The organism is Corynebacterium tuberculostearicum (assembly GCF_046097465.1).
GTDB lineage: Bacteria > Actinomycetota > Actinomycetes > Mycobacteriales > Mycobacteriaceae > Corynebacterium > Corynebacterium tuberculostearicum_I.
This window is the reverse complement of record NZ_CP175799.1, coordinates 2104640-2122297: the sequence shown is the minus strand read 5'-3', so window position 1 is coordinate 2122297 and position 17658 is coordinate 2104640. Positions and strand designations below refer to the sequence as shown.

Below are 17658 nucleotides of genomic sequence, written 5' to 3'. Positions count from 1 at the left end.
CCTAGGCTGGTGGGGCAAACTTTTTCAAACAAAGGAGTATTCATGGCTGACGCAGTAAAGTTCTGGTTCGACGTATCCTGTCCCTTCGCCTGGGCCACCTCGCGCTGGATTAAGGAAGTGGAAAAGGTGCGCGACATTGAGGTCTCGTTCGAGCCGATGTCCCTGTCCGTGCTTAACGACGGCCGCGATCTGGACTCCACCTACATGGACATGATGAAGGCTAACTGGGGCCCAGCCCGCGTCTTTGCCAAGGTGAAGGCCGAGCGCCCTGAGAAGGTAGACGAGCTCTACACCGCAATGGGCACCCTGATTCACGCCAAGGGAAACGGTATGCGCACCGGCTTTGGCGCCTATGATGACATCATCGCCCAGGCCCTAGCGGAGGTGGACCTTCCGGCCGAGTTCGCCGAGGTAGCCAATACCGAGGACTATGACGAAAAGCTGCGCGAGTACCACCACAACGGCATTTCCGCTGTGGGCGATGAGGTAGGCACCCCGGTTATCAAGCTGGGCGATACCGCCTTCTTCGGCCCAGTCATTACCCGCATCCCTACCGGTGAAGAAGCAGGCGAGCTTTTCGACGCCTCCCTGCGCCTTGCCCAGTACCCCTACTTCTTCGAGCTCAAGCGCTCCCGCACCGAGATGCCCCAGGTGGAGGAAAACTAAGCGGTCTTTTTACGTCGGCGCAGCTGAATCGCAGCGCCGACGCACAGCGCGATGGTCAGCGGGGTCAAGATGAATGCCGGCAGACCCGCAATATTAATAGAGGGAAGCGCCGTACCGGCCCGGAAGTCGTCCCAGGCGACAAGCACCCAGGATGCCCACGAGGCACCGGCAAGAAGCGCGATAATCCCCGCCGCAATCGCGCCCCCGTTGGCCCGCGGATTCCCGCGCACCTTCTGCGCAATCCACCACACCCCCAGGCCCAGGTGAGCCAAAGTGGCAAGAATGCTCGCGATAAGCGGGAGGAGGAAGCCCCCGCCGCCGGAAACCTGAACGCCGAGCAGGATAATGCAGACTAGAAGGCTTCCGCCGTAGAGCGCGAGAGCTGGCCTTGTTATAGGCATGGCTTTCCTCCTTTATAGCGATGGTGGTTGTCCGCGAGCTTATCAGGAAAATGTAATACGAAACAGGGTGCGAGCTAAGCCTCCTCAAGGCGCGCCGGGCCGGTAGGATATGGGCCATGCGCGTATATCTAGGAGCAGACCACGCAGGTTTCGAAACCAAGAACCTGATCGTTGAACACCTCACCAAGCAGGGCCACGAAGTCATTGACTGCGGCGCCCATACCTACGATGCCGAGGATGACTACCCGGCCTTTTGCATCGAAGCGGCACAACGCACCGTCAATGACCCAGGTTCCCTGGGCATCGTGCTTGGCGGCTCCGGCAACGGCGAGCAGATTGCCGCGAATAAGGTCAAGGGTGCCCGCTGCGCACTGGCGTGGTCCGCAGAGACCGCCCGCCTTGCCCGCGAGCACAACAATGCCCAGCTCATCGGCATCGGTGGCCGCATGCACACCGAGGAGCAGGCACTGGAAATCGTCGACGCCTTCCTGGACCAAGAATGGTCCCGCGCGGAGCGCCACCAGCGCCGCATCGACATCTTGGCGGAATACGAGCGCACCGGCATTGCCCCAGAGCTGCCGGAGGCCTAAGCCACGCAGAATAAACGCCGCGGACCAATGGTGGTTCCGCGGCGTTTCTTCGTGCGCTTCGGTTAGTGCGGCCGGCTCGGCCGAGGTGCTAAGGCTTAAGCGTCATTCATGTCATTCGGGTGCGGACCGCCGCGTCCCTCTTCGCCCTCATCCAGGGCGGTGATGGCAGCCATCTCGTCCTCTGTGAGCTCAAAGCCGAAGACGTCGAAATTCTCCGCGATGCGCGATGGCGTGGCGGACTTAGGGAAGAGGATGACGCCATTCTGCAGGTGCCAACGGATGACGACCTGCGCTGGGCTGACATCGTGCGCCGCAGCGGCGTCGGTGACCTCGGGGGCATCCAAAATATCGCTTTTACCCTGCCCCAAAGGCCCCCATGCCTCAATAGCTACGGTGTGGGCGCGGAAGGCATCCAGCTCGCGCCAGCGCTGCAGGTAAGGGTGAAGCTCGACCTGATTGACCGCCGGCTTGACGTCGGTCTTGAGCTCCAGCTGGTCTAGGTGCTCGAGTTCGAAGTTGGAGACGCCGATGGACTTGGCCTTGCCCTGCTTCTGCAGCTCGATGAGCTGCTGCCAGGCTACGACGTAGGTCCCCTTCGCCGGGGTCGGCCAATGGATGAGGTAGAGATCCACATACTCTAGGCCGAGCTTGTCCAAAGATTCATCAAGTGCTGCGGCGGCATCGGTCTGGCGGTCATTCCACAGCTTGGTGGTGACAAAAAGTTCCTCGCGCGGGATGCCGGACTTGGCAATTGCCCGGCCCACGCCTTCCTCGTTGCCATAGATAGCGGCGGTATCGATATGGCGATAGCCCACGCGCAGGGCCTCGGCTACCAGCTCTTCGGTCTTATCCGGATCCATTTGGAATACGCCGAAGCCCAGCTGCGGGATGGTATTGCCGTCATTCAGGGTGATGTTAGGTACGCTCATGCGCCCCAGACTACCTGCCTACTGCAGTGGGCCGAGCGTGATGAATTTATTCCACGTCTCCCACTCATCTTGCAGGCGGGCGCGCTCGTGGGGTGGGGTAGCGGTGCCGTCGATAAGCGCGGCGTCAATCATGCGCACGCCATTGTCAAAGAACAACGCGGCGTGCCCCGAGGCGCCATGGCGCAGTACCGGAACCAAGTTCAACCCATCGAAGGACAGGCGTGCATTAGGCCGCACATCCAGCCCGGCAATGGCGGCGAGGGTAGGAGCCAAGTCAATAGGGGAGACCAGCTCGTTATTCTCCCCGTTTTCCGCCACGCCCGGCCATAGCACCGACATGGGGGCATTTCCGCCCAGCAGGGAGCAGACGGCAATAACGCCTTCAACTTGGTCGAGTTCCTCCGGGCTGGGCTGTTCTAGCAGGCGAAAGACGTCTTCACCGGCAGGCTGCGTGTCTTCGCGGACCTCATAGCCCACCCCAGCAAAAACCTCGCTGATGCGCGTGGTGGCTTGGCGCTGCGGGTACTGGCCGGTCAGGGTGCCGCGGCGGGAGTCCGCGTACGTTTCCGAAGGCACCCACGTGTTATTAAAACGAACGCCGCGCAGTGCGGTCTCCGGCGCATGGTCAAAGGTCGCAAGAGTGATATCCATGGACTCAATTCTATGCTTGCCGACGCCCCCTTCGACGAACTTCGCTTAGTGATATCGGTGAGCGGACGCTCGCCGAGACGATTCAACGATTTCGTCCCTATAAATCGCCTATTTCGTCGACGGTCGCGGTGGTTTAGATGGACGAAATCGTTGAAAGTAGCTTCCTAAGGGGAGCTGGCGCTATTCGAGCTCCAGGCCCTCAATGCCGTGCACCGTCACGGTCTCTGACAGCGGCGCGCGGCCCGGAGCCGTACTAAAGACTGGGCTAGATTCATCGGCCGTTCCAAAGGTGATGGCGGCGACCAGCTTGTAGTCCTCGTCCACGCCGAGGAATTCGCGTGCGGTTGGCGCAATCAAGGAAATCATGCCCTGTGGGATGCCGTGATAGCCGTGTGCTTCCAAGGAAAGCAAGAAGTTTTCGGCGTAGGTTCCTTGGTCAAAGGCGGCACGGACGCGGTCGCCCATCGGTGGGATAAAAAGAAGTGCCGCATGCGGCGCGCCGAAGAAGCGCAGGTTTTCGCGGACGAACTCCACGCGGCCTTCTTTATCCTCGCGCTTAATGCCAAGCAGCCCGTACATTTTGGCGGCCAGTTCTTGGGAACGCTGGGGATGGATGCCCTCACCATAATCGGTGGTGAAGTCCGGGCTGAGGCCGTTGGTGTCGAATTCCTTAATCAGCGCCGCGCTGAGCTCCTTGAGCTTTTCTCCGCCCACCACGTGGACGTTCCACGGCTGGGTATTGGAGTTGGACGGTGCGGATTGAGCGTCCTCCAAAACCTGTTTGATGTCTTCCACCGGCATGGGCTCCGGCAGGAATGCGCGGGGAGAGTGGCGATTGCGGATAAATTCGGAATACTTATTGGTTGAAGTCATGCGCGCCACTGTACACATTGCCGCATGCGTCCACCTTAAACCAAGTGTGGCCAGCGCAGATGAGTAGGGCCGGGGAAGTAAAACGAAAAATCGCCCACCTGAAAGATGGGCGAGACGTGGAGGGAATGACGGGAATCGAACCCGCGTCTTCAGCTTGGAAGGCTGAGGTATTAGCCACTATACGACATTCCCACAGCGCGCTATTGAAACGCTGTGCCATACTTTAGCGCATGCGGCGGCAAAAATGAAAATAGGGAACTAGGGTAGCGCTTGAGCCGTTGTTATAAGCAGAACAGCCCTACCAATAGAAGGCGATGATCATAGTGGAAATTTTGCTCCTTGTGCTGGCAGTGGGCGGAGGTGCGTGGTTTATGTCCTCGCGCAACTCTCAAAAGCGCCGCGAGGAACGAGAAGCACAGCAATTGGCCGATGCACAAGCTGATGCTCGCCGGTGGATTGAACGCCTGGGTGGACAGGTAATGCAGATTTCTGGCACCGATTCTGCCTCCCAGCAGGCAATGGCCGATGCATCCGAGCGCTTTACTGCGGCTAACTCAGCAATTTCGCGCGCCACTACTGCAAAGCAGGCGAACCTCGCGCGTGAATCCGCCTTGGAAGGCATGCATTATGTGAATGCGGCGCGCGAGATTATGGGCATGAACCCGGGCCCAGAGTTGCCACCGCTCGAGGGGCAGCGCGCCGCCGGCAAGGTAACAGAAAAGCGCACCGTGGAAGCGAATGGTCAGCAGATTACTGCTTCGCCGTACGCCTCCGCGGATACCCCGAACTACTACCCAGGCGGAACCGTCGCAGGGCGCCCAGTTCCGGCAGGGTGGTACTCGCGTCCGTGGTGGGCTGATGCATTGCAGACCGGCGTGTGGATGGTTGGCTACTCCATGATGTTTAATGCCCTGTTCTCCGGTATGTCTGGCATTGGTTATTCCGCGGCCGCTGCCGAAAGCGGCGACTGGGGTGGCGGTGATGGCATGGGCGATGCTGGCGACATGGGTGGTGACGCTGGCGATGCTGGCGACACCGGTGACATGGGTGGCGGCGATGACGGTGGCGGCCTGTTTGATGGCCTTGGCGATGGCGATGGCGGTGGATTCTTTGACGGAATGTTTGATTTCGATTTCGATTTCTAGCCGCTAGTCTGTCAAAATCGTCTTCTGTGCTGCGTTGATTCCATTAAGTGGGGGTCCGTTTAGGAGATTTAAAACGGACACGGTACACTGTCTCAGGTATGCAACGCAGCCAAGGTAACTTGGTGGCCTACATACGGGGCGTGGCGCAGTTTGGTAGCGCACCTGCTTTGGGAGCAGGGGGTCGCAGGTTCAAATCCTGTCGCCCCGACGTATGGGGGTCTGGAAATGCCCTAATAAGGATTTCCGGACCCCCTTTAAGTTTATGTACGTAAAACAATGAAGCCAGGGAGATTCACTCGTGAAGACCACCGTAGACAAGCTGAGCGATACCCGCGTTAAGCTCACCGTCAACGTTCCGTTTGCGGAGCTGGACCAGGAAATCGATCAAGCTTACGCGGCAATCGCGCAGCAGGTTTCTATTCCAGGTTTCCGTAAGGGCAAGGCACCGCGCCAGCTTATTGACGCTCGCTTCGGCCGCGGCCCCATCCTGGAGCAGGTTGTCAATGACATGCTGCCTTCCCGTTACGAGCAGGCAGTCAAGGAAAACGATCTGAAGGTCATCGGCCAGCCGGACGTTGATATTTCCAAGATTGAGGACAAGGACTTCGTGGAGTTCACCGCAGAGGTTGATATCCGCCCTGAGTTCGAGATTCCGGACTTCTCCAAGATCTCCGTTACCGTCCCAGCCCTAAAGGCTGACGAAGAGGACGTCGACAAGGCTCTGGAGGAGCTGGCAGAGCGCTTTGGTGAGCTCAAGGACACCAAGCGCAAGATGAAGACCGGCGACTACGCCATCATCGACATTACCGCTGAAATTGACGGCGAGAAGATCGAAGACGCTTCCACCGAGGGTCTGTCTTACCGTATCGGCGATGATGACCTCATCAAGGGTCTGGACACTGCACTGCGCGGCATGAAGACCGGTGAGGATAACGAGTTCACCTCTACCATCCAGTCCGGTGAGCACAAGGACGAAGAGGCCACCATCAAGGTCCATGTCCAGCAGTCCAAGGAGCGCAAGCTGCCGGCTATGGACGATGAGTTTGCTCAGATGGCTTCCGAGTTCGACACCATGGACGAGCTGCGTGAATCCACCAAGACCCAGGTGGAGGAGACCAAGAAGGCTGAACAGGCTGCACAGATCCGCGATGAGGTTCTGAAGTCCGCACTGTCCGAGGTTGAATTCGAACTGCCGCAGTCCGTAGTGGACGAGCAGGCTCACTCCCAGCTGCACCAGATCCTGGGCCAGCTGGCTCACGATGAGAAGGCACTGGCTCAGCTGCTTGAGGCACAGGGCACCTCCCGCGAGGAGTTTGATAAGCAGACTCGCGAGCAGGCAGAAGAGTCCGTGCGCACCCAGCTGTTCCTTGACGCTGTAGCAGAGAAGGAAGAGCCGGAAGTTTCCCAGCAGGAGCTGACCGACCACATCCTGTTCACCGCTCAGTCCTACGGCATGGACCCGAACCAGTTCATCCAGCAGCTGCAGTCCAACGGCCAGATCGCAAACCTCTTCTCTGACGTGCGCCGTGGCAAGGCACTGGCTGCCGCTATCTGCCGCACCACCGTCAAGGATGAAGAGGGCAATGACGTAGACGTTGACCAGTACTTCGGTGAAATCGAAGAAGAGGACGCTGCAGAAGCTTCCGAGGAGAAGTAATCTCCCACTTGTAACGCGCTGCTGCCACATGTGTGGTGGCGAGCGCGCATGAAACCCCGGATTCAGGTAACTCAAGGATGAGCCTGAATCCGGGGTTTGTGTCATTGTGGACGCCCTCTAGGAGTCTTTGAGTACTTCGAAGAGGGCGTGATGTGATGTGTGTTGGCTGGGGATACCGCTAGCCGTTCTTGGCTCTAAAGGCCTCGTCGGTCAACTGCAGGAAGCGCATAACGTAATCCTTGACAAAGTCTGCGGTACGTTGATTGAGATGTCCGGACTCTTCGAAAAGGGTGGGGGATTGGCCCAGAAATACTTCGGGCTGACCAGGGAGCGGCATGTCGAAGTAGGACAGAGCGAGGCGAAGGTTCTTCTGTGAACTGTAGCCGCCCATGCGGCCTACAGAGTGGCTAATGATACCTGCGGGAAGGTTCTTCCACGCCACATCTGAGTTGGGTTTAGAGCCGATGTCCACTGCGTTTTTGAGGCAGGCAGGGATAGTGCGGTTGTTCTCTGGCGTAATGAAGAGGATCCCGCTCGAGTTCTTGATGGTCTCGCGAAAGGTGGTGTACTCAGCCGGAGTGGGCTTGTCCGTGACGGCGGGGTCATCGTAGTCGAAGTCATAGAGCGGCAAGTCACGGATTTCCACGATGTTTGCCTCGTAGCCTTCAGGGATCATCGTGAGCACCTCGTGTGCAATCTTGCGTGCAAATGACTCTCGGCGCAGGCTGCCGACGATAACGCTGATACGTGGGGTGGTCATGGTAAACCTTCTTTCTTAGTTGGGTGTAGGGAGACGTGGTCAAGGGAGAAAAGGCTTGCAGCCAAAGGCCGGTGGTGGGCCGGCAGCGTGGGCGGCGGTGAGGAAGCCATCTACTTTGTTTCCTTCTTCATGGCGGAAGTACAGTTCGATGAGTCCTAGAAGCCCCCCGAGGACGGCCTCTCGTGCGGCGGATGTATTCAACAGCCGCATGGCTGCGGGTTGGTTTCCTTCGCGGATGGCTTCAAACAGCGCGATGGTCTCAAGCCAGCTTCCTTGGTCCGGTCGCGGAAAAGGTTTAGAAATCCCAGTCATCATCACTCGTTTCTTCAGCAGTACCAATGACATAGGAGGAACCAGATCCGGAGAAGAAGTCATGGTTCTCATCTGCTCCGGGGGCTAGGGCCGCGAGGATTTCTGGGTTCACTTCCGTTTCTTCGGGCGGGAAATAATCCGGGTAGCCCAAATTCATGAGTGCCTTATTGGCGTTATAGCGAACGAACACGGCTACATCATCCATGAGCCCCAAAGGCTCATATAGCTCGCCGGAATAGTCCAGCTCTAGTGCATAAAGCTCTTCGAGCAAAGAAATGGTGAAATCATGCATCTCCTTCTGCCGTAGCGGGGTCGTGGATTCCAGACCGCGCTGATATTTGTAACCCGAGTAGTAGCCGTGCACTGCCTTGTCACGCAGAATGAGGCGGATCATGTCTGCCGTATTTGTCAGGGTGGCGTGGACAGAAAAGTGCAAGGGAAGATAGAAACCCGCGTAGAGAAGCAGCGAGGAAAGCAACGTCGATGACACCTTGCGTTTGAGTGGATCCGGCCCAAAATAGTGCGCGAGAACTTTCTTAGCGCGTGCCTGGAGAAGGTCGTTATTCACCGCCCAGCGGTATGCTTCATCAATTTCCTTTGTACTGCTCAGGGTAGAAAACACTGAAGAGTATGAACGGGCATGGACTGACTGCATGAAGGCGATGTTGGTATACACGGCCTCCTCGTGTTCGGTGCGGGCATCTTGAATCTGACAGATTTCACCCACGGTGGCCTGGACAGTATCCAGGGTGGTGAGTCCCGTGAACACCCGCATGGTGAGGTTGCGTTCCTCGGGTGTCATCTTCTGCCACGCCGGGAGATCATTAGAAAGCGGGACCTTCTCTGGCAACCAAAAGTTGGCGGTTAGACGGTTCCACACTTCAAGATCCTTGTCATCGCTCACCCGGTTCCAATTGATGGCGCGGATGCGGGCTGAAGGATCATGCCGGTAGCTCGGCGGAGTAACTGAAATGCTGGTTAGTTCAGCACTATTCGATGTTGACGACATAGCTTCTTTCTTTCTGAGTGAATGGTTGTGGACAAGGGGGAGGACCGTGCTCCTACAAAGCACAGGAGACGCAGCCTTCGACCTCGGTTCCTTGGAGCGCGGATTGGCGTAAACGGATGTAGTAGAGGGTCTTGATTCCGGCTTTCCAGGCATAGATTTGTGCCTTGTTGATGTCCCGCGTGGTGGTATCAGCGGTAAAGAACAAGGTCAGGGAAAGCCCTTGGTCCACGTGTTGGGTGGCCATGGCGTAGGTGTCGATGATTTTTTCGTATCCCACGGCGTAGGAGTCATCGAAATACTCCAGGTTGTCGTTGGTCATTTCCGGCGCGGGGTAGTACACGCGCCCCAAGCGGCCTTCCTTGCGTATTTCAATTTTGGAGGCAATTGGGTGGATGGACGCGGTGGAGTCATTGATGTAGGAAATTGATCCAGTGGGTGGAACTGCCTGCAAGTAGGCGTTGTAGATGCCGTCTTGCATCACTTGATTCTTGAGCCGTAGCCAATCCTCGCGTTGAGGGATCTGCACGCCTGCTTCGTGGAAGAGCTGTTTTACGTGTTCAGTGGCTGGCGCCCAGTCTTGGTCGATGTATTTGTCAAAGTAGGCGCCAGTGGCATAGGTGGATTCTTCGAAGCCTGTGAATCGTTGACCTTTTTCAACCGCGAGTGCATGGGATGCGCGGAGCGCATGGTAGGTCACCGTGAGGAAATAGATATTTGTAAAGTCCAGTGCCTCGGCGCAGCCATAAGGAATACGCTGTGAAGCAAGGAAGCCGTGGAGATTCATTTGGCCCAGACCAATGGCATGCATGGAAGCATTTCCGTGAGCGATGGAGGGAACAGCTTCGATATTCGTCAGGTCTGAAACCTTCGTGAGGGCACGCACTGCGGTTTCGACGGTCTCCCCGAAGTCCGGCGATTCAAAAGCCTTCGCAATGTTGAGCGAACCTAGATTGCAGGAAATATCCTGGCCAACGGTGGTGTAGTCACCCGAAGCTCCGTAGGTCGATGGCGTGTTGACCTGGAGGATTTCGCTACACAGGTTGGACATATTGATATGTCCTTTGAGGGGATTAGCGCGGTTGACCGTATCCTCAAAGAGGATGTAGGGGTATCCGGATTCAAACTGAAGCTCAGCCAGCGTGGTGAAAAACTCGCGGGCCTTAATGGTCGTGTGAGAGATTCGCGGATTGGCAACCAGCTCGTCGTAGTACTCGGTGATGGACATGTCAGACATGGCTACGCCGTACTCGCGAGCGATGTCATACGGGCTAAAAAGATGCATATCCTTGTTCTCTTTGGCCAGACGGAAGGTTATATCTGGAATAACAACCCCCAGCGAAAGAGTCTTGATGCGGACTTTCTCATCGGCATTTTCCCGCTTGGTATCCAGGAAGCGAAGAATATCTGGATGGTGCGCATGCAGGTAGACGGCTCCAGCGCCCTGCCGGGAGCCCAATTGGTTGGCATAGCTGAAGCTATCTTCGAGAATCTTCATGACTGGGACTACGCCGGAAGCCTGGTTCTCAATCTTTTTGATCGGGGCTCCGGATTCGCGCAGATTGCTCAGCAACAGGGCCACTCCACCACCGCGCTTTGATAGTTGCAGTGCAGAGTTCACGCAGCGGCCAATGCTCTCCAAATTGTCTTCGATTCGCAGGAGGAAGCAGGAGACCATTTCGCCGCGCTGGGCTTTGCCTGCGTTGAGAAAAGTAGGGGTGGCGGGCTGGAAGCGTCCGGTCATGATGTCATCCACCAGCTTTTCTGCGAGCTCTTCGTCGCCCTGTGCAAGGTATAAAGCTGTGGTGGCGACGCGTTCTTCGTAGCCTTCTAGGAATCGGGAGCCATCAAAGGTTTTCAGTGCATATGAAGTGAAGAACTTAAATGCGCCGAGGAAGGTGCGGAACTGATGCTTAACTCGATGTGCTCTGTCGTACATGGCGCACAGAAAGGCGTCATCATAAAGCTCAAGGAAATCCCGCTCGTAGTACTCGTTATCAACCAACCATTCCAAGCGTTGCTTGGTGGAATCGAACTGATGCATGCGGGGAGCGACATGGTGCGTGACATAGTCTTGTGCTGCCTGAATGTCCTTGTCAAACTGGATTTTTCCAGAAGCGTCGAACAAGTTCAGCTGCGCGTTGAGTGCGTGGTAGCTCTTGCGCTTGCCGACACCGCCGGCATTGTCTGCTGAAGCGGTGCGGGGCGTAGCGCCAATAGTCTGTGTGGGGGTGGCATCAAGAGGCCACATTGTGTTTTCCAATCTGTGTGATGCGGATGTGTTCTTCATCTTGTGGGGGATTAATGGGGTGTCATCGTTAGCTGCTTTTGCTGCTCCCAAAACTTCTGAAGGCCCTGCTTTACGGCGGCGATGTCCTTCTGGGTGCCGAGAAGCTCGAAGTGATACAGCTCCGGTACGTGGCACTTGGCGGAAATGATGCGTCCGGCGACGCAGTAAGCACTTCCGAAGTTGGTATTCCCTGAGGTAATAACGCCCCGGATAAAGGAGCGGTTGATTGGGTCATTGAGGAAGTCGATGACCTGTTTGGGGACTGCGCGTTTGAGCGAGCCGCCGCCGTAGGTGGGAACGATGAGTACGTACGGGTGTGAAACCTGGATCATCCCGGTTTTCTTGGGGCGCAGTGGAATGCGCACCGCGGGTCTATCTAAGCGTTCGACGAATCTTTTCGTGTTCTCTGAAACGCTGGAAAAGTACACCAAATCTGGTGAGTCTGACATAGCAATCCTGCTCATCCTGGCCTTAGCCATAAGTGGGATAGGTGATATTCGAAAAGACTAACTACGCAATGCCGTAGTTGCAACTACGGTCTAACGTAGTTTTGAAAAGGGCAGGTGAGAGCAGGATTAATGCAAAGGGGAATGTCTAAAGGTTGTGGTGTGCTACAAACACTGCGTCGGTAGCTGGGCGTCCAAGTGCTACCCACTGAGTGCCGCCGGCCACCTGTATTTCGAGAGAATCTGAAAAGGGCGCTCCCTCGCGCGTGCTAAGAACAGCCCCAGTGACAATGCCGCGCTCTTCAAGGAACTTCAGCAGTTGTGGGTCGGAATCAGAAATGCGTTCCACGGTCACCTGCGATTGTGCACCACTGTCGGTGAGGCGATGCGCACTGGGGATGGTGATCTGTCCATCAACCGTAGGGATAGGATCGCCGTGCGGATCCCTAGTGGGGTAATCAAGGAACTTATCCACACGTTCTATGAGCATGTCAGACACCGCGTGTTCGAGATTTTCGGCTTCATTATGGACTTCGTCCCAGGTGTAGCCCAATGCTTGAACCAAAAAAGACTCAAGCAATCGGTGACGGCGCACCATGACCAATGCGTACTGCCTGCCAAGTTCGGTTAACTCCACAGAGCCATAGGGCGTGTGTGACACGAGCCCTTGCTTCGCCATTTTGCGCACTGCATCGGAAACCGAGGAGAGCTTGAGTCCCAGCTGTTTCGCTATAAGCGTGGCGGTAACGGGCTCGGATGACCATTCCTTTAGCCCCCAGATAGCTTTCAAATAGTTCTGGGTACTGGTGGACAGCTCGGAAACAGACATGAGTAAATGTTAACCCAGCTTCCGTGTGCGCCTTTGGCGCTGTGGCCCAACGCTCATAGCGAACAGAGGCCAAGTTTGAGAGGAATGCCGGTAAGGTGGGGCCAGTTAAAGCATTCTTCACTTGAAGGAGAACCACTAATGTCTGAGAAGATTTCAATGAACTCGTCGTCTACGGGTATGAATCTGAGCGATAGCGTGTACGAGCGCCTGTTGCGCGAGCGCATTATCTTCCTGGGAACCCAGGTCGATGATGAGATTGCGAACAAGCTGTGCGCCCAGATCCTCCTGCTGTCCGCCGAGGACCCCACTCGCGACATTTCGCTCTACATCAACTCCCCGGGTGGCTCTGTCACTGCGGGCATGGCTATTTATGACACCATGAAGTACTCGCCGTGCGATATTGCCACGTACGGCATGGGCCTGGCTGCCTCCATGGGTCAGTTCCTGCTTTCCGGCGGCACCAAGGGCAAGCGCTACGCTCTGCCGCACGCGCGCATTATGATGCACCAGCCTTCCGCTGGTGTCGGTGGTACCGCTGCGGACATCGCCATCCAGGCTGAGCAATTTGCTCAGACCAAGCGGGAGATGGCGGAGCTCATTGCCGAGCACACCGGCCAGACCTTTGAGCAGATCACCAAGGACTCCGACCGTGACCGTTGGATGACCGCCCAACAGGCCAAGGACTACGGCATTGTTGACCACGTCATTGAGTCCGTTAACGGCCCGCTGAGCAACTAGGGAATAAGGAGAAAATCACTATGAATCAGTCCCAGATGCCAAGTTCCCGCTACGTTCTGCCGTCCTTCATTGAGCAGTCCGCACAGGGCACTAAGGAAACCAACCCGTACTCCAAGCTGTTTGAGGAGCGCATCATCTTCCTGGGCACCCAGGTCGATGACACCTCCGCTAACGACATCATGGCGCAGCTGCTGGTCCTGGAGTCCCAGGACCCGGATCGCGATATCACGATGTACATCAACTCCCCGGGCGGCTCCTTTACCGCGCTGATGGCCATCTATGACACCATGCGCTACGTCCGCCCGGACGTGCAGACCGTGTGCTTGGGCCAGGCCGCTTCGGCGGCAGCTGTGCTGCTTGCCGCCGGTGCGCCGGGCAAGCGTGCAGCTTTGCCGAACTCCCGCGTGCTCATTCACCAGCCGGCAACTCAGGGTACTCAGGGTCAGGTTTCTGATCTAGAGATCCAGGCCGCCGAGATTGAGCGCATGCGCAAGCTGATGGAAACCACCTTGTCTGAGCACACTGGTCGTACCGCTGAGCAGATTCGCATCGATACGGATCGCGATAAGATTCTGACCGCTCAGGAAGCCGTTGAATACGGCATCATCGATACGGTCTTTGATTACCGCAAGCTCAACGCTTAATTTGGAATAACTTATTCCACGTGGCCCCTGCCTCGCAGCCGAATTCCGGTTGCGCGGCAGGGGCTTTCAGCATTGTGGGGCAGGGAAGGGGCAAAGCCCTGCTAAATCTTGCTGCACCCGAATGGGGTAATGCTCCCTGTGCAATATCTGCAGGTCGTTCGGTTTATTTCTATCGTGCGACACTAAACTTATAATGGCCAATTTGTGATTTAGGCCTCTAAGTGGTCAGATATCTTCATGGAGAAACACACATCTGACGCGGCGGCCCAAGCTGCTGCGCCCACGCCGCAGAGCGGCGAACGTACATTCTTTGGCCACCCTTGGGGCTTGGCCAACCTCTTTGGCGTGGAAATGTGGGAGCGATTTAGCTTCTACGGCATGCAGGCACTTGTCTTGCTGTACATGTATTACGCCACTACCGATGGCGGTCTTGGTCTAGACCGCGCGGACGCGACATCCATCGTGGGTGCGTATGGCGGCTTGGTGTACATGGCTTGCTTGTTGGCTTCCCTAGTTGCCGACCGAGTCTTGGGTGCGGAGCGCACTCTGTTCTATTCGGCCGTTCTGGTTATGGCCGGCCACCTCGCGTTGGCGTTTATCCCCGCGGTAACTGGTTTGGCCATTGGTCTTGTCCTCATTGCGATTGGTTCCGGTGGCGTTAAGACCACCGCGCAGGTTGTGCTTGGCTCCATGTACTCCCGCGATGACCCGCGCCGTGATGGTGGCTTCTCCATTTTCTATATGGGCGTCAATATCGGTGGCCTCTTCGGACCGCTGATTACTACTGCGTTGTGGGGCTGGAAGGGCTTCCACTGGGGCTTCGGCATCGCGGCAATCGGTATGGCGCTCGGCCTGATTCAGTATTCCCTGATGCGCAAGACCACCATCAAGGATGCAGGGCATGAGGTTCCAAACCCGGCTAGCTCGAAGCAACTGCTCATGGGCGGGGTTGTAGTAGCCGCCATCATTGTGATTATGGTGGTGGCATTGGCTACCGGCGCTATTCAGGTTGATTGGCTGTCCAATATTGTTACCGCGGTGGCTCTAGTAGCTGCGATTTATCTGTGGGCTCAGATGTATACCTCGAAGTTGGTGACCCGCGAGGAAAAGAATCGCCTGCTCGGCTTTATCCCGATGTTCGTTTCCGGCGTTTTGTTCTTCGGCATCTTCCAGCAGCAGTTCACCGTGATGACGATTTATTCGGATGTGCGCTTGGACCGCCATATGTTTGGCTGGGAAATCCCGCCATCACTGGTGCAGTCCATTAACCCGATCTTTATTGTTATTTTCTCCGCAGTCTTTGCAACGATGTGGACGAAGCTAGGGAATAGGCAGTGGTCCACCCCAGTAAAGTTCGGCGTAGCCAATATCGTCATTGGCATCTCCTTGTTCTTCTTCCTGCCGTACTCGGGTGCAGCGGCGAACTCCACGCCGATGTATGTCATCATCCTCATCCTGTTCCTGTTCACTATGGCGGAGCTTCTCCTCTCGCCAGTAGGAAATGCGCTTGCTACCAAGGTGGCGCCGGTGGCATTCCCGTCCCGAATGATGGCGGTATGGATGATGGCGGTGGCTATGGGTACCTCGCTGGCCGGCTCCTTGGCTAGCTTCTATAACCCGGATGATGCAGGAGCGGAGAATACCTTCTTTATCTCTCTCGGCGTTGTATCCATCGTGTTGGGCGCCATCCTGCTTGTTCTAAGCCGCTGGGTGGTAAAGAAGTTCTCTACCTTCCGCTAGGTGCTGTAAAACACCCTTAAATGGGAGGTATGTCGGCGTGATGTTGGCATACCTCCCTAAGTGGTTTTTATCACTCGGGTTAAGCGGGGAAGGTGGGGGGGAACATAAACGGTATGAGCTGGGGAAGTTGTGTCCCGCTGGGCTTCTTTTGGGCTCGATTCTAAGCCCCAGCAGGTTAACAAAAGGTTAACCAAAGGGAATATTAAAGAAAATCAATTGTCTGTGGATAGGTGCAGGGGTAATCTGCATTTCGTCCGCGACGCGTGAAGGCGCCGCAGATGCGTACCGAGTTCATCTTTTCTTTCCAAGGGGCCAACGCTGTGACAGCGACTCTGATTATCCTCGGCATTGTGGTGGTAACCGCCCTTGCCTTTGACTTTACGAACGGATTTCATGACACTGCCAACGCGATGGCTACGTCCATTGCCACCGGTGCTTTGAAGCCTTTTACTGCGGTGGCAATCTCCGCAGTCCTCAACCTTGTCGGTGCTTTCCTTTCGGTCAACGTTGCTGCGACCGTGGCAAAGGGCATCGTTAACCTTGATTCCTACGACCTGTCTGGCGCCGCCGCTGACACCGATGGCCAGGCGCTTTTGATGGTCGTCTTCACCGGCCTTATCGGCGGCATCATCTGGAACCTGTTCACCTGGTTGCTGGGTATGCCGTCCAGTTCCTCCCACGCCCTGTTCGGTGGCCTCATCGGTGCCGCCTTCGCTGCGATGGGCTCGACTGGCGTGGAGTGGTCTTCCATTGCCGGCAAGATCATTATCCCAGCCGTTGCCTCGCCTATTATCGCGGCGCTGGTTTCGGCGTGTGCCACGTTCCTTATCTACTGGGTAACCAACACCATTCCCAACAAGGCGAAGAACGAGCACTTCCGCCACGGTCAGATCGTCACCGCCTGCCTGGTGTCCCTGGCGCACGGCGCTGGCGATGCGCAGAAGACCATGGGCGTTATTTTCCTGGCGCTAGTTGCCTCTGGGCATGCAGTTGCCGACGCCCGCATTCCTACCTGGGTTATCGTTTCTTGTGCTGTGGCCATCGCGGCCGGCACTCTGTCCGGCGGCTGGCGCGTTATCCGCACTCTGGGCAAGGGTCTGGTGGAGATTGAGTCCCCGCAGGGCATGGCCGCGGAAGCTACCTCCGCAGCGATCATCTTGACCTCTGCTACCGGTGGTATGGCACTGTCTACCACCCACGTGTCCACCGGTTCTATCCTGGGTACCGGCTTGGGCCGTCGCGGTGCTGAGGTTCGCTGGGGTGTGGCCATGCGCATGGTGTCCGCATGGCTCATTACCTTGCCGTGCGCTGCGTTCGTGGGCTTTGCTACCTGGTGGTTGGCACATGGCGTCTCTTCCTTTACTAACGTAGCAACCGGCGCCATCGTGGACTTCGTCTTGCTGCTGGCAATGGCCGCACTCATCGTGGTTCGCTCCCGCATGAACCCGGTGGATGCTTCCAACGTCAACAATGATTGGGACCCGAACTCCGAGTCTGTGGATTCCTCCATGGGTGCGGGCTCTGACCGCAAGGAGCCAGTTGCTGCCGGTGCCGCACCAGTATCCGCAACCAAGGCGGAGGATGCCTCCGCGCCGTCTACTGCTCAAGAGGAGCGCTAAACCATGACTGCTGCAGAAATCTTCCAGTCCCTTATTCACGTTGCAGGCTTGGCGCTGGTCTTCGGCGCTGGCATTCCGCTCCTGTTCTCCCTGGGCATGCGTTGCATGACCGGTGACCCAATTCGTGACGACAACGGCGTTGTCGTGGGCGATACTCCGGCAAGTACGCAGATGAAGGTACTGGGCTGGACCGTCTATGCGGTGTTGGCCGTAGTCATTCTCGTGGCCATCATGTGGATTGCTCGCGATACGCTGGACCACTACTTCGGCTTTACGCCGTTCGGTGACCTATAAAGAATCCTCTTGCCTGAGGGTAAACCTTCCGTGTGATGCGCGGCACACTTTCTTAAAGTTAACAAAAG

The 17658-nt window shown here is 56.7% G+C and carries 19 protein-coding genes and 2 tRNA genes; 10 read left to right on the top strand and 11 right to left on the bottom strand.

Features of this window, described 5'->3' with window-relative positions; translation table 11 throughout:
• Positions 1-42: 42 nt before the first annotated feature.
• Positions 43-666: a disulfide bond formation protein DsbA gene (locus ACKFRX_RS10030; protein WP_408927773.1), complete on the top strand. Its 624-nt coding sequence runs from the start codon at positions 43-45 to the stop codon at positions 664-666.
• Here ACKFRX_RS10030 and ACKFRX_RS10025 read toward each other — a convergent pair.
• Positions 663-1067 (bottom strand): MFS transporter, encoded by a 405-nt coding sequence (locus ACKFRX_RS10025; protein WP_408927772.1) that lies wholly within the window; start codon positions 1065-1067, stop codon positions 663-665. The genes ACKFRX_RS10030 and ACKFRX_RS10025 overlap by 4 nt on opposite strands.
• 116 nt (positions 1068-1183) lie before the next feature.
• Here ACKFRX_RS10025 and ACKFRX_RS10020 point away from each other — a divergent pair, with 116 nt between their 5' ends.
• Positions 1184-1657, top strand: a complete 474-nt coding sequence (locus ACKFRX_RS10020) for a ribose-5-phosphate isomerase (protein WP_284788850.1) — start codon at positions 1184-1186, stop codon at positions 1655-1657.
• Positions 1658-1752: 95 nt separating this feature from the next.
• Here the strand turns inward: ACKFRX_RS10020 and ACKFRX_RS10015 are convergent, their stop codons facing one another.
• The 4 genes from ACKFRX_RS10015 to ACKFRX_RS10000 form a co-directional block, all read right to left on the bottom strand.
• Positions 1753-2586 carry an aldo/keto reductase gene (locus ACKFRX_RS10015; protein WP_005324040.1) on the bottom strand — a complete coding sequence of 278 codons (834 nt, stop codon included), beginning with the start codon at positions 2584-2586 and terminating at the stop codon, positions 1753-1755.
• Between the two features lie 18 nt (positions 2587-2604).
• Positions 2605-3237 (bottom strand): hypothetical protein, encoded by a 633-nt coding sequence (locus ACKFRX_RS10010; protein ID WP_150851828.1) that lies wholly within the window; start codon positions 3235-3237, stop codon positions 2605-2607.
• A gap of 180 nt (positions 3238-3417) precedes the next feature.
• Positions 3418-4110, bottom strand: a complete 693-nt coding sequence (locus ACKFRX_RS10005) for a nitroreductase (RefSeq protein ID WP_408927771.1) — start codon at positions 4108-4110, stop codon at positions 3418-3420.
• A gap of 117 nt (positions 4111-4227) precedes the next feature.
• A tRNA-Gly gene (locus tag ACKFRX_RS10000) sits at positions 4228-4302 on the bottom strand.
• Positions 4303-4424: 122 nt separating this feature from the next.
• Here ACKFRX_RS10000 and ACKFRX_RS09995 point away from each other — a divergent pair.
• The 3 genes from ACKFRX_RS09995 (at position 4425) to tig (ending at position 6912) form a co-directional block, all read left to right on the top strand.
• A complete protein-coding gene (locus ACKFRX_RS09995) occupies positions 4425-5255 on the top strand; it encodes a DUF1542 domain-containing protein (protein WP_269953613.1) in 831 nt (276 codons plus the stop codon).
• A 134-nt stretch (positions 5256-5389) separates the two neighbouring features.
• Positions 5390-5463 (top strand) — tRNA-Pro (locus ACKFRX_RS09990).
• Between the two features lie 90 nt (positions 5464-5553).
• Positions 5554-6912: a trigger factor gene (gene tig, locus ACKFRX_RS09985; RefSeq protein ID WP_005324044.1), complete on the top strand. Its 1359-nt coding sequence runs from the start codon at positions 5554-5556 to the stop codon at positions 6910-6912.
• 178 nt (positions 6913-7090) lie between these two features.
• Here tig and ACKFRX_RS09980 read toward each other — a convergent pair whose 3' ends face one another.
• From ACKFRX_RS09980 to ACKFRX_RS09955, 6 genes are all read right to left on the bottom strand, one after another.
• A complete protein-coding gene (locus ACKFRX_RS09980; RefSeq protein WP_005324045.1) occupies positions 7091-7672 on the bottom strand; it encodes an NADPH-dependent FMN reductase in 582 nt (193 codons plus the stop codon).
• Between the two features lie 39 nt (positions 7673-7711).
• Positions 7712-8017: a hypothetical protein gene (locus ACKFRX_RS09975; RefSeq protein ID WP_250409300.1), complete on the bottom strand. Its 306-nt coding sequence runs from the start codon at positions 8015-8017 to the stop codon at positions 7712-7714.
• Positions 7968-8993 (bottom strand): class 1b ribonucleoside-diphosphate reductase subunit beta, encoded by a 1026-nt coding sequence (nrdF, locus tag ACKFRX_RS09970; protein ID WP_023020918.1) that lies wholly within the window; start codon positions 8991-8993, stop codon positions 7968-7970. Before nrdF ends, ACKFRX_RS09975 begins: the two co-directional genes overlap by 50 nt.
• A gap of 52 nt (positions 8994-9045) precedes the next feature.
• Entirely contained in the window at positions 9046-11241 is a 2196-nt protein-coding gene (gene nrdE / locus ACKFRX_RS09965) for a class 1b ribonucleoside-diphosphate reductase subunit alpha (protein WP_005324048.1), read from the bottom strand.
• A 50-nt stretch (positions 11242-11291) separates the two neighbouring features.
• Entirely contained in the window at positions 11292-11759 is a 468-nt protein-coding gene (gene nrdI, locus ACKFRX_RS09960; RefSeq protein WP_005324049.1) for a class Ib ribonucleoside-diphosphate reductase assembly flavoprotein NrdI, read from the bottom strand.
• Between the two features lie 115 nt (positions 11760-11874).
• Positions 11875-12555: a metal-dependent transcriptional regulator gene (locus ACKFRX_RS09955; protein WP_005329179.1), complete on the bottom strand. Its 681-nt coding sequence runs from the start codon at positions 12553-12555 to the stop codon at positions 11875-11877.
• A gap of 138 nt (positions 12556-12693) precedes the next feature.
• Here ACKFRX_RS09955 and ACKFRX_RS09950 point away from each other — a divergent pair, with 138 nt between their 5' ends.
• From ACKFRX_RS09950 to ACKFRX_RS09930, 5 genes are all read left to right on the top strand, one after another.
• Positions 12694-13293, top strand: coding sequence for an ATP-dependent Clp protease proteolytic subunit (locus ACKFRX_RS09950; RefSeq protein ID WP_005324051.1), 600 nt, complete (start codon positions 12694-12696; stop codon positions 13291-13293).
• Positions 13294-13313: 20 nt separating this feature from the next.
• Positions 13314-13937: an ATP-dependent Clp protease proteolytic subunit gene (locus ACKFRX_RS09945; protein ID WP_005324052.1), complete on the top strand. Its 624-nt coding sequence runs from the start codon at positions 13314-13316 to the stop codon at positions 13935-13937.
• Positions 13938-14174: 237 nt separating this feature from the next.
• On the top strand, positions 14175-15677 hold the full coding sequence (locus ACKFRX_RS09940) for a peptide MFS transporter (protein ID WP_408927770.1): 1503 nt from the start codon (positions 14175-14177) through the stop codon (positions 15675-15677).
• A gap of 320 nt (positions 15678-15997) precedes the next feature.
• The gene (locus ACKFRX_RS09935) at positions 15998-17296 is read left to right on the top strand and encodes an inorganic phosphate transporter (RefSeq protein WP_005329184.1); all 1299 of its coding nucleotides are present in this window, start codon (positions 15998-16000) and stop codon (positions 17294-17296) included.
• A 3-nt stretch (positions 17297-17299) separates the two neighbouring features.
• Positions 17300-17590: a hypothetical protein gene (locus ACKFRX_RS09930; protein WP_005324056.1), complete on the top strand. Its 291-nt coding sequence runs from the start codon at positions 17300-17302 to the stop codon at positions 17588-17590.
• The last annotated feature ends 68 nt before the right edge of the window (positions 17591-17658 follow it).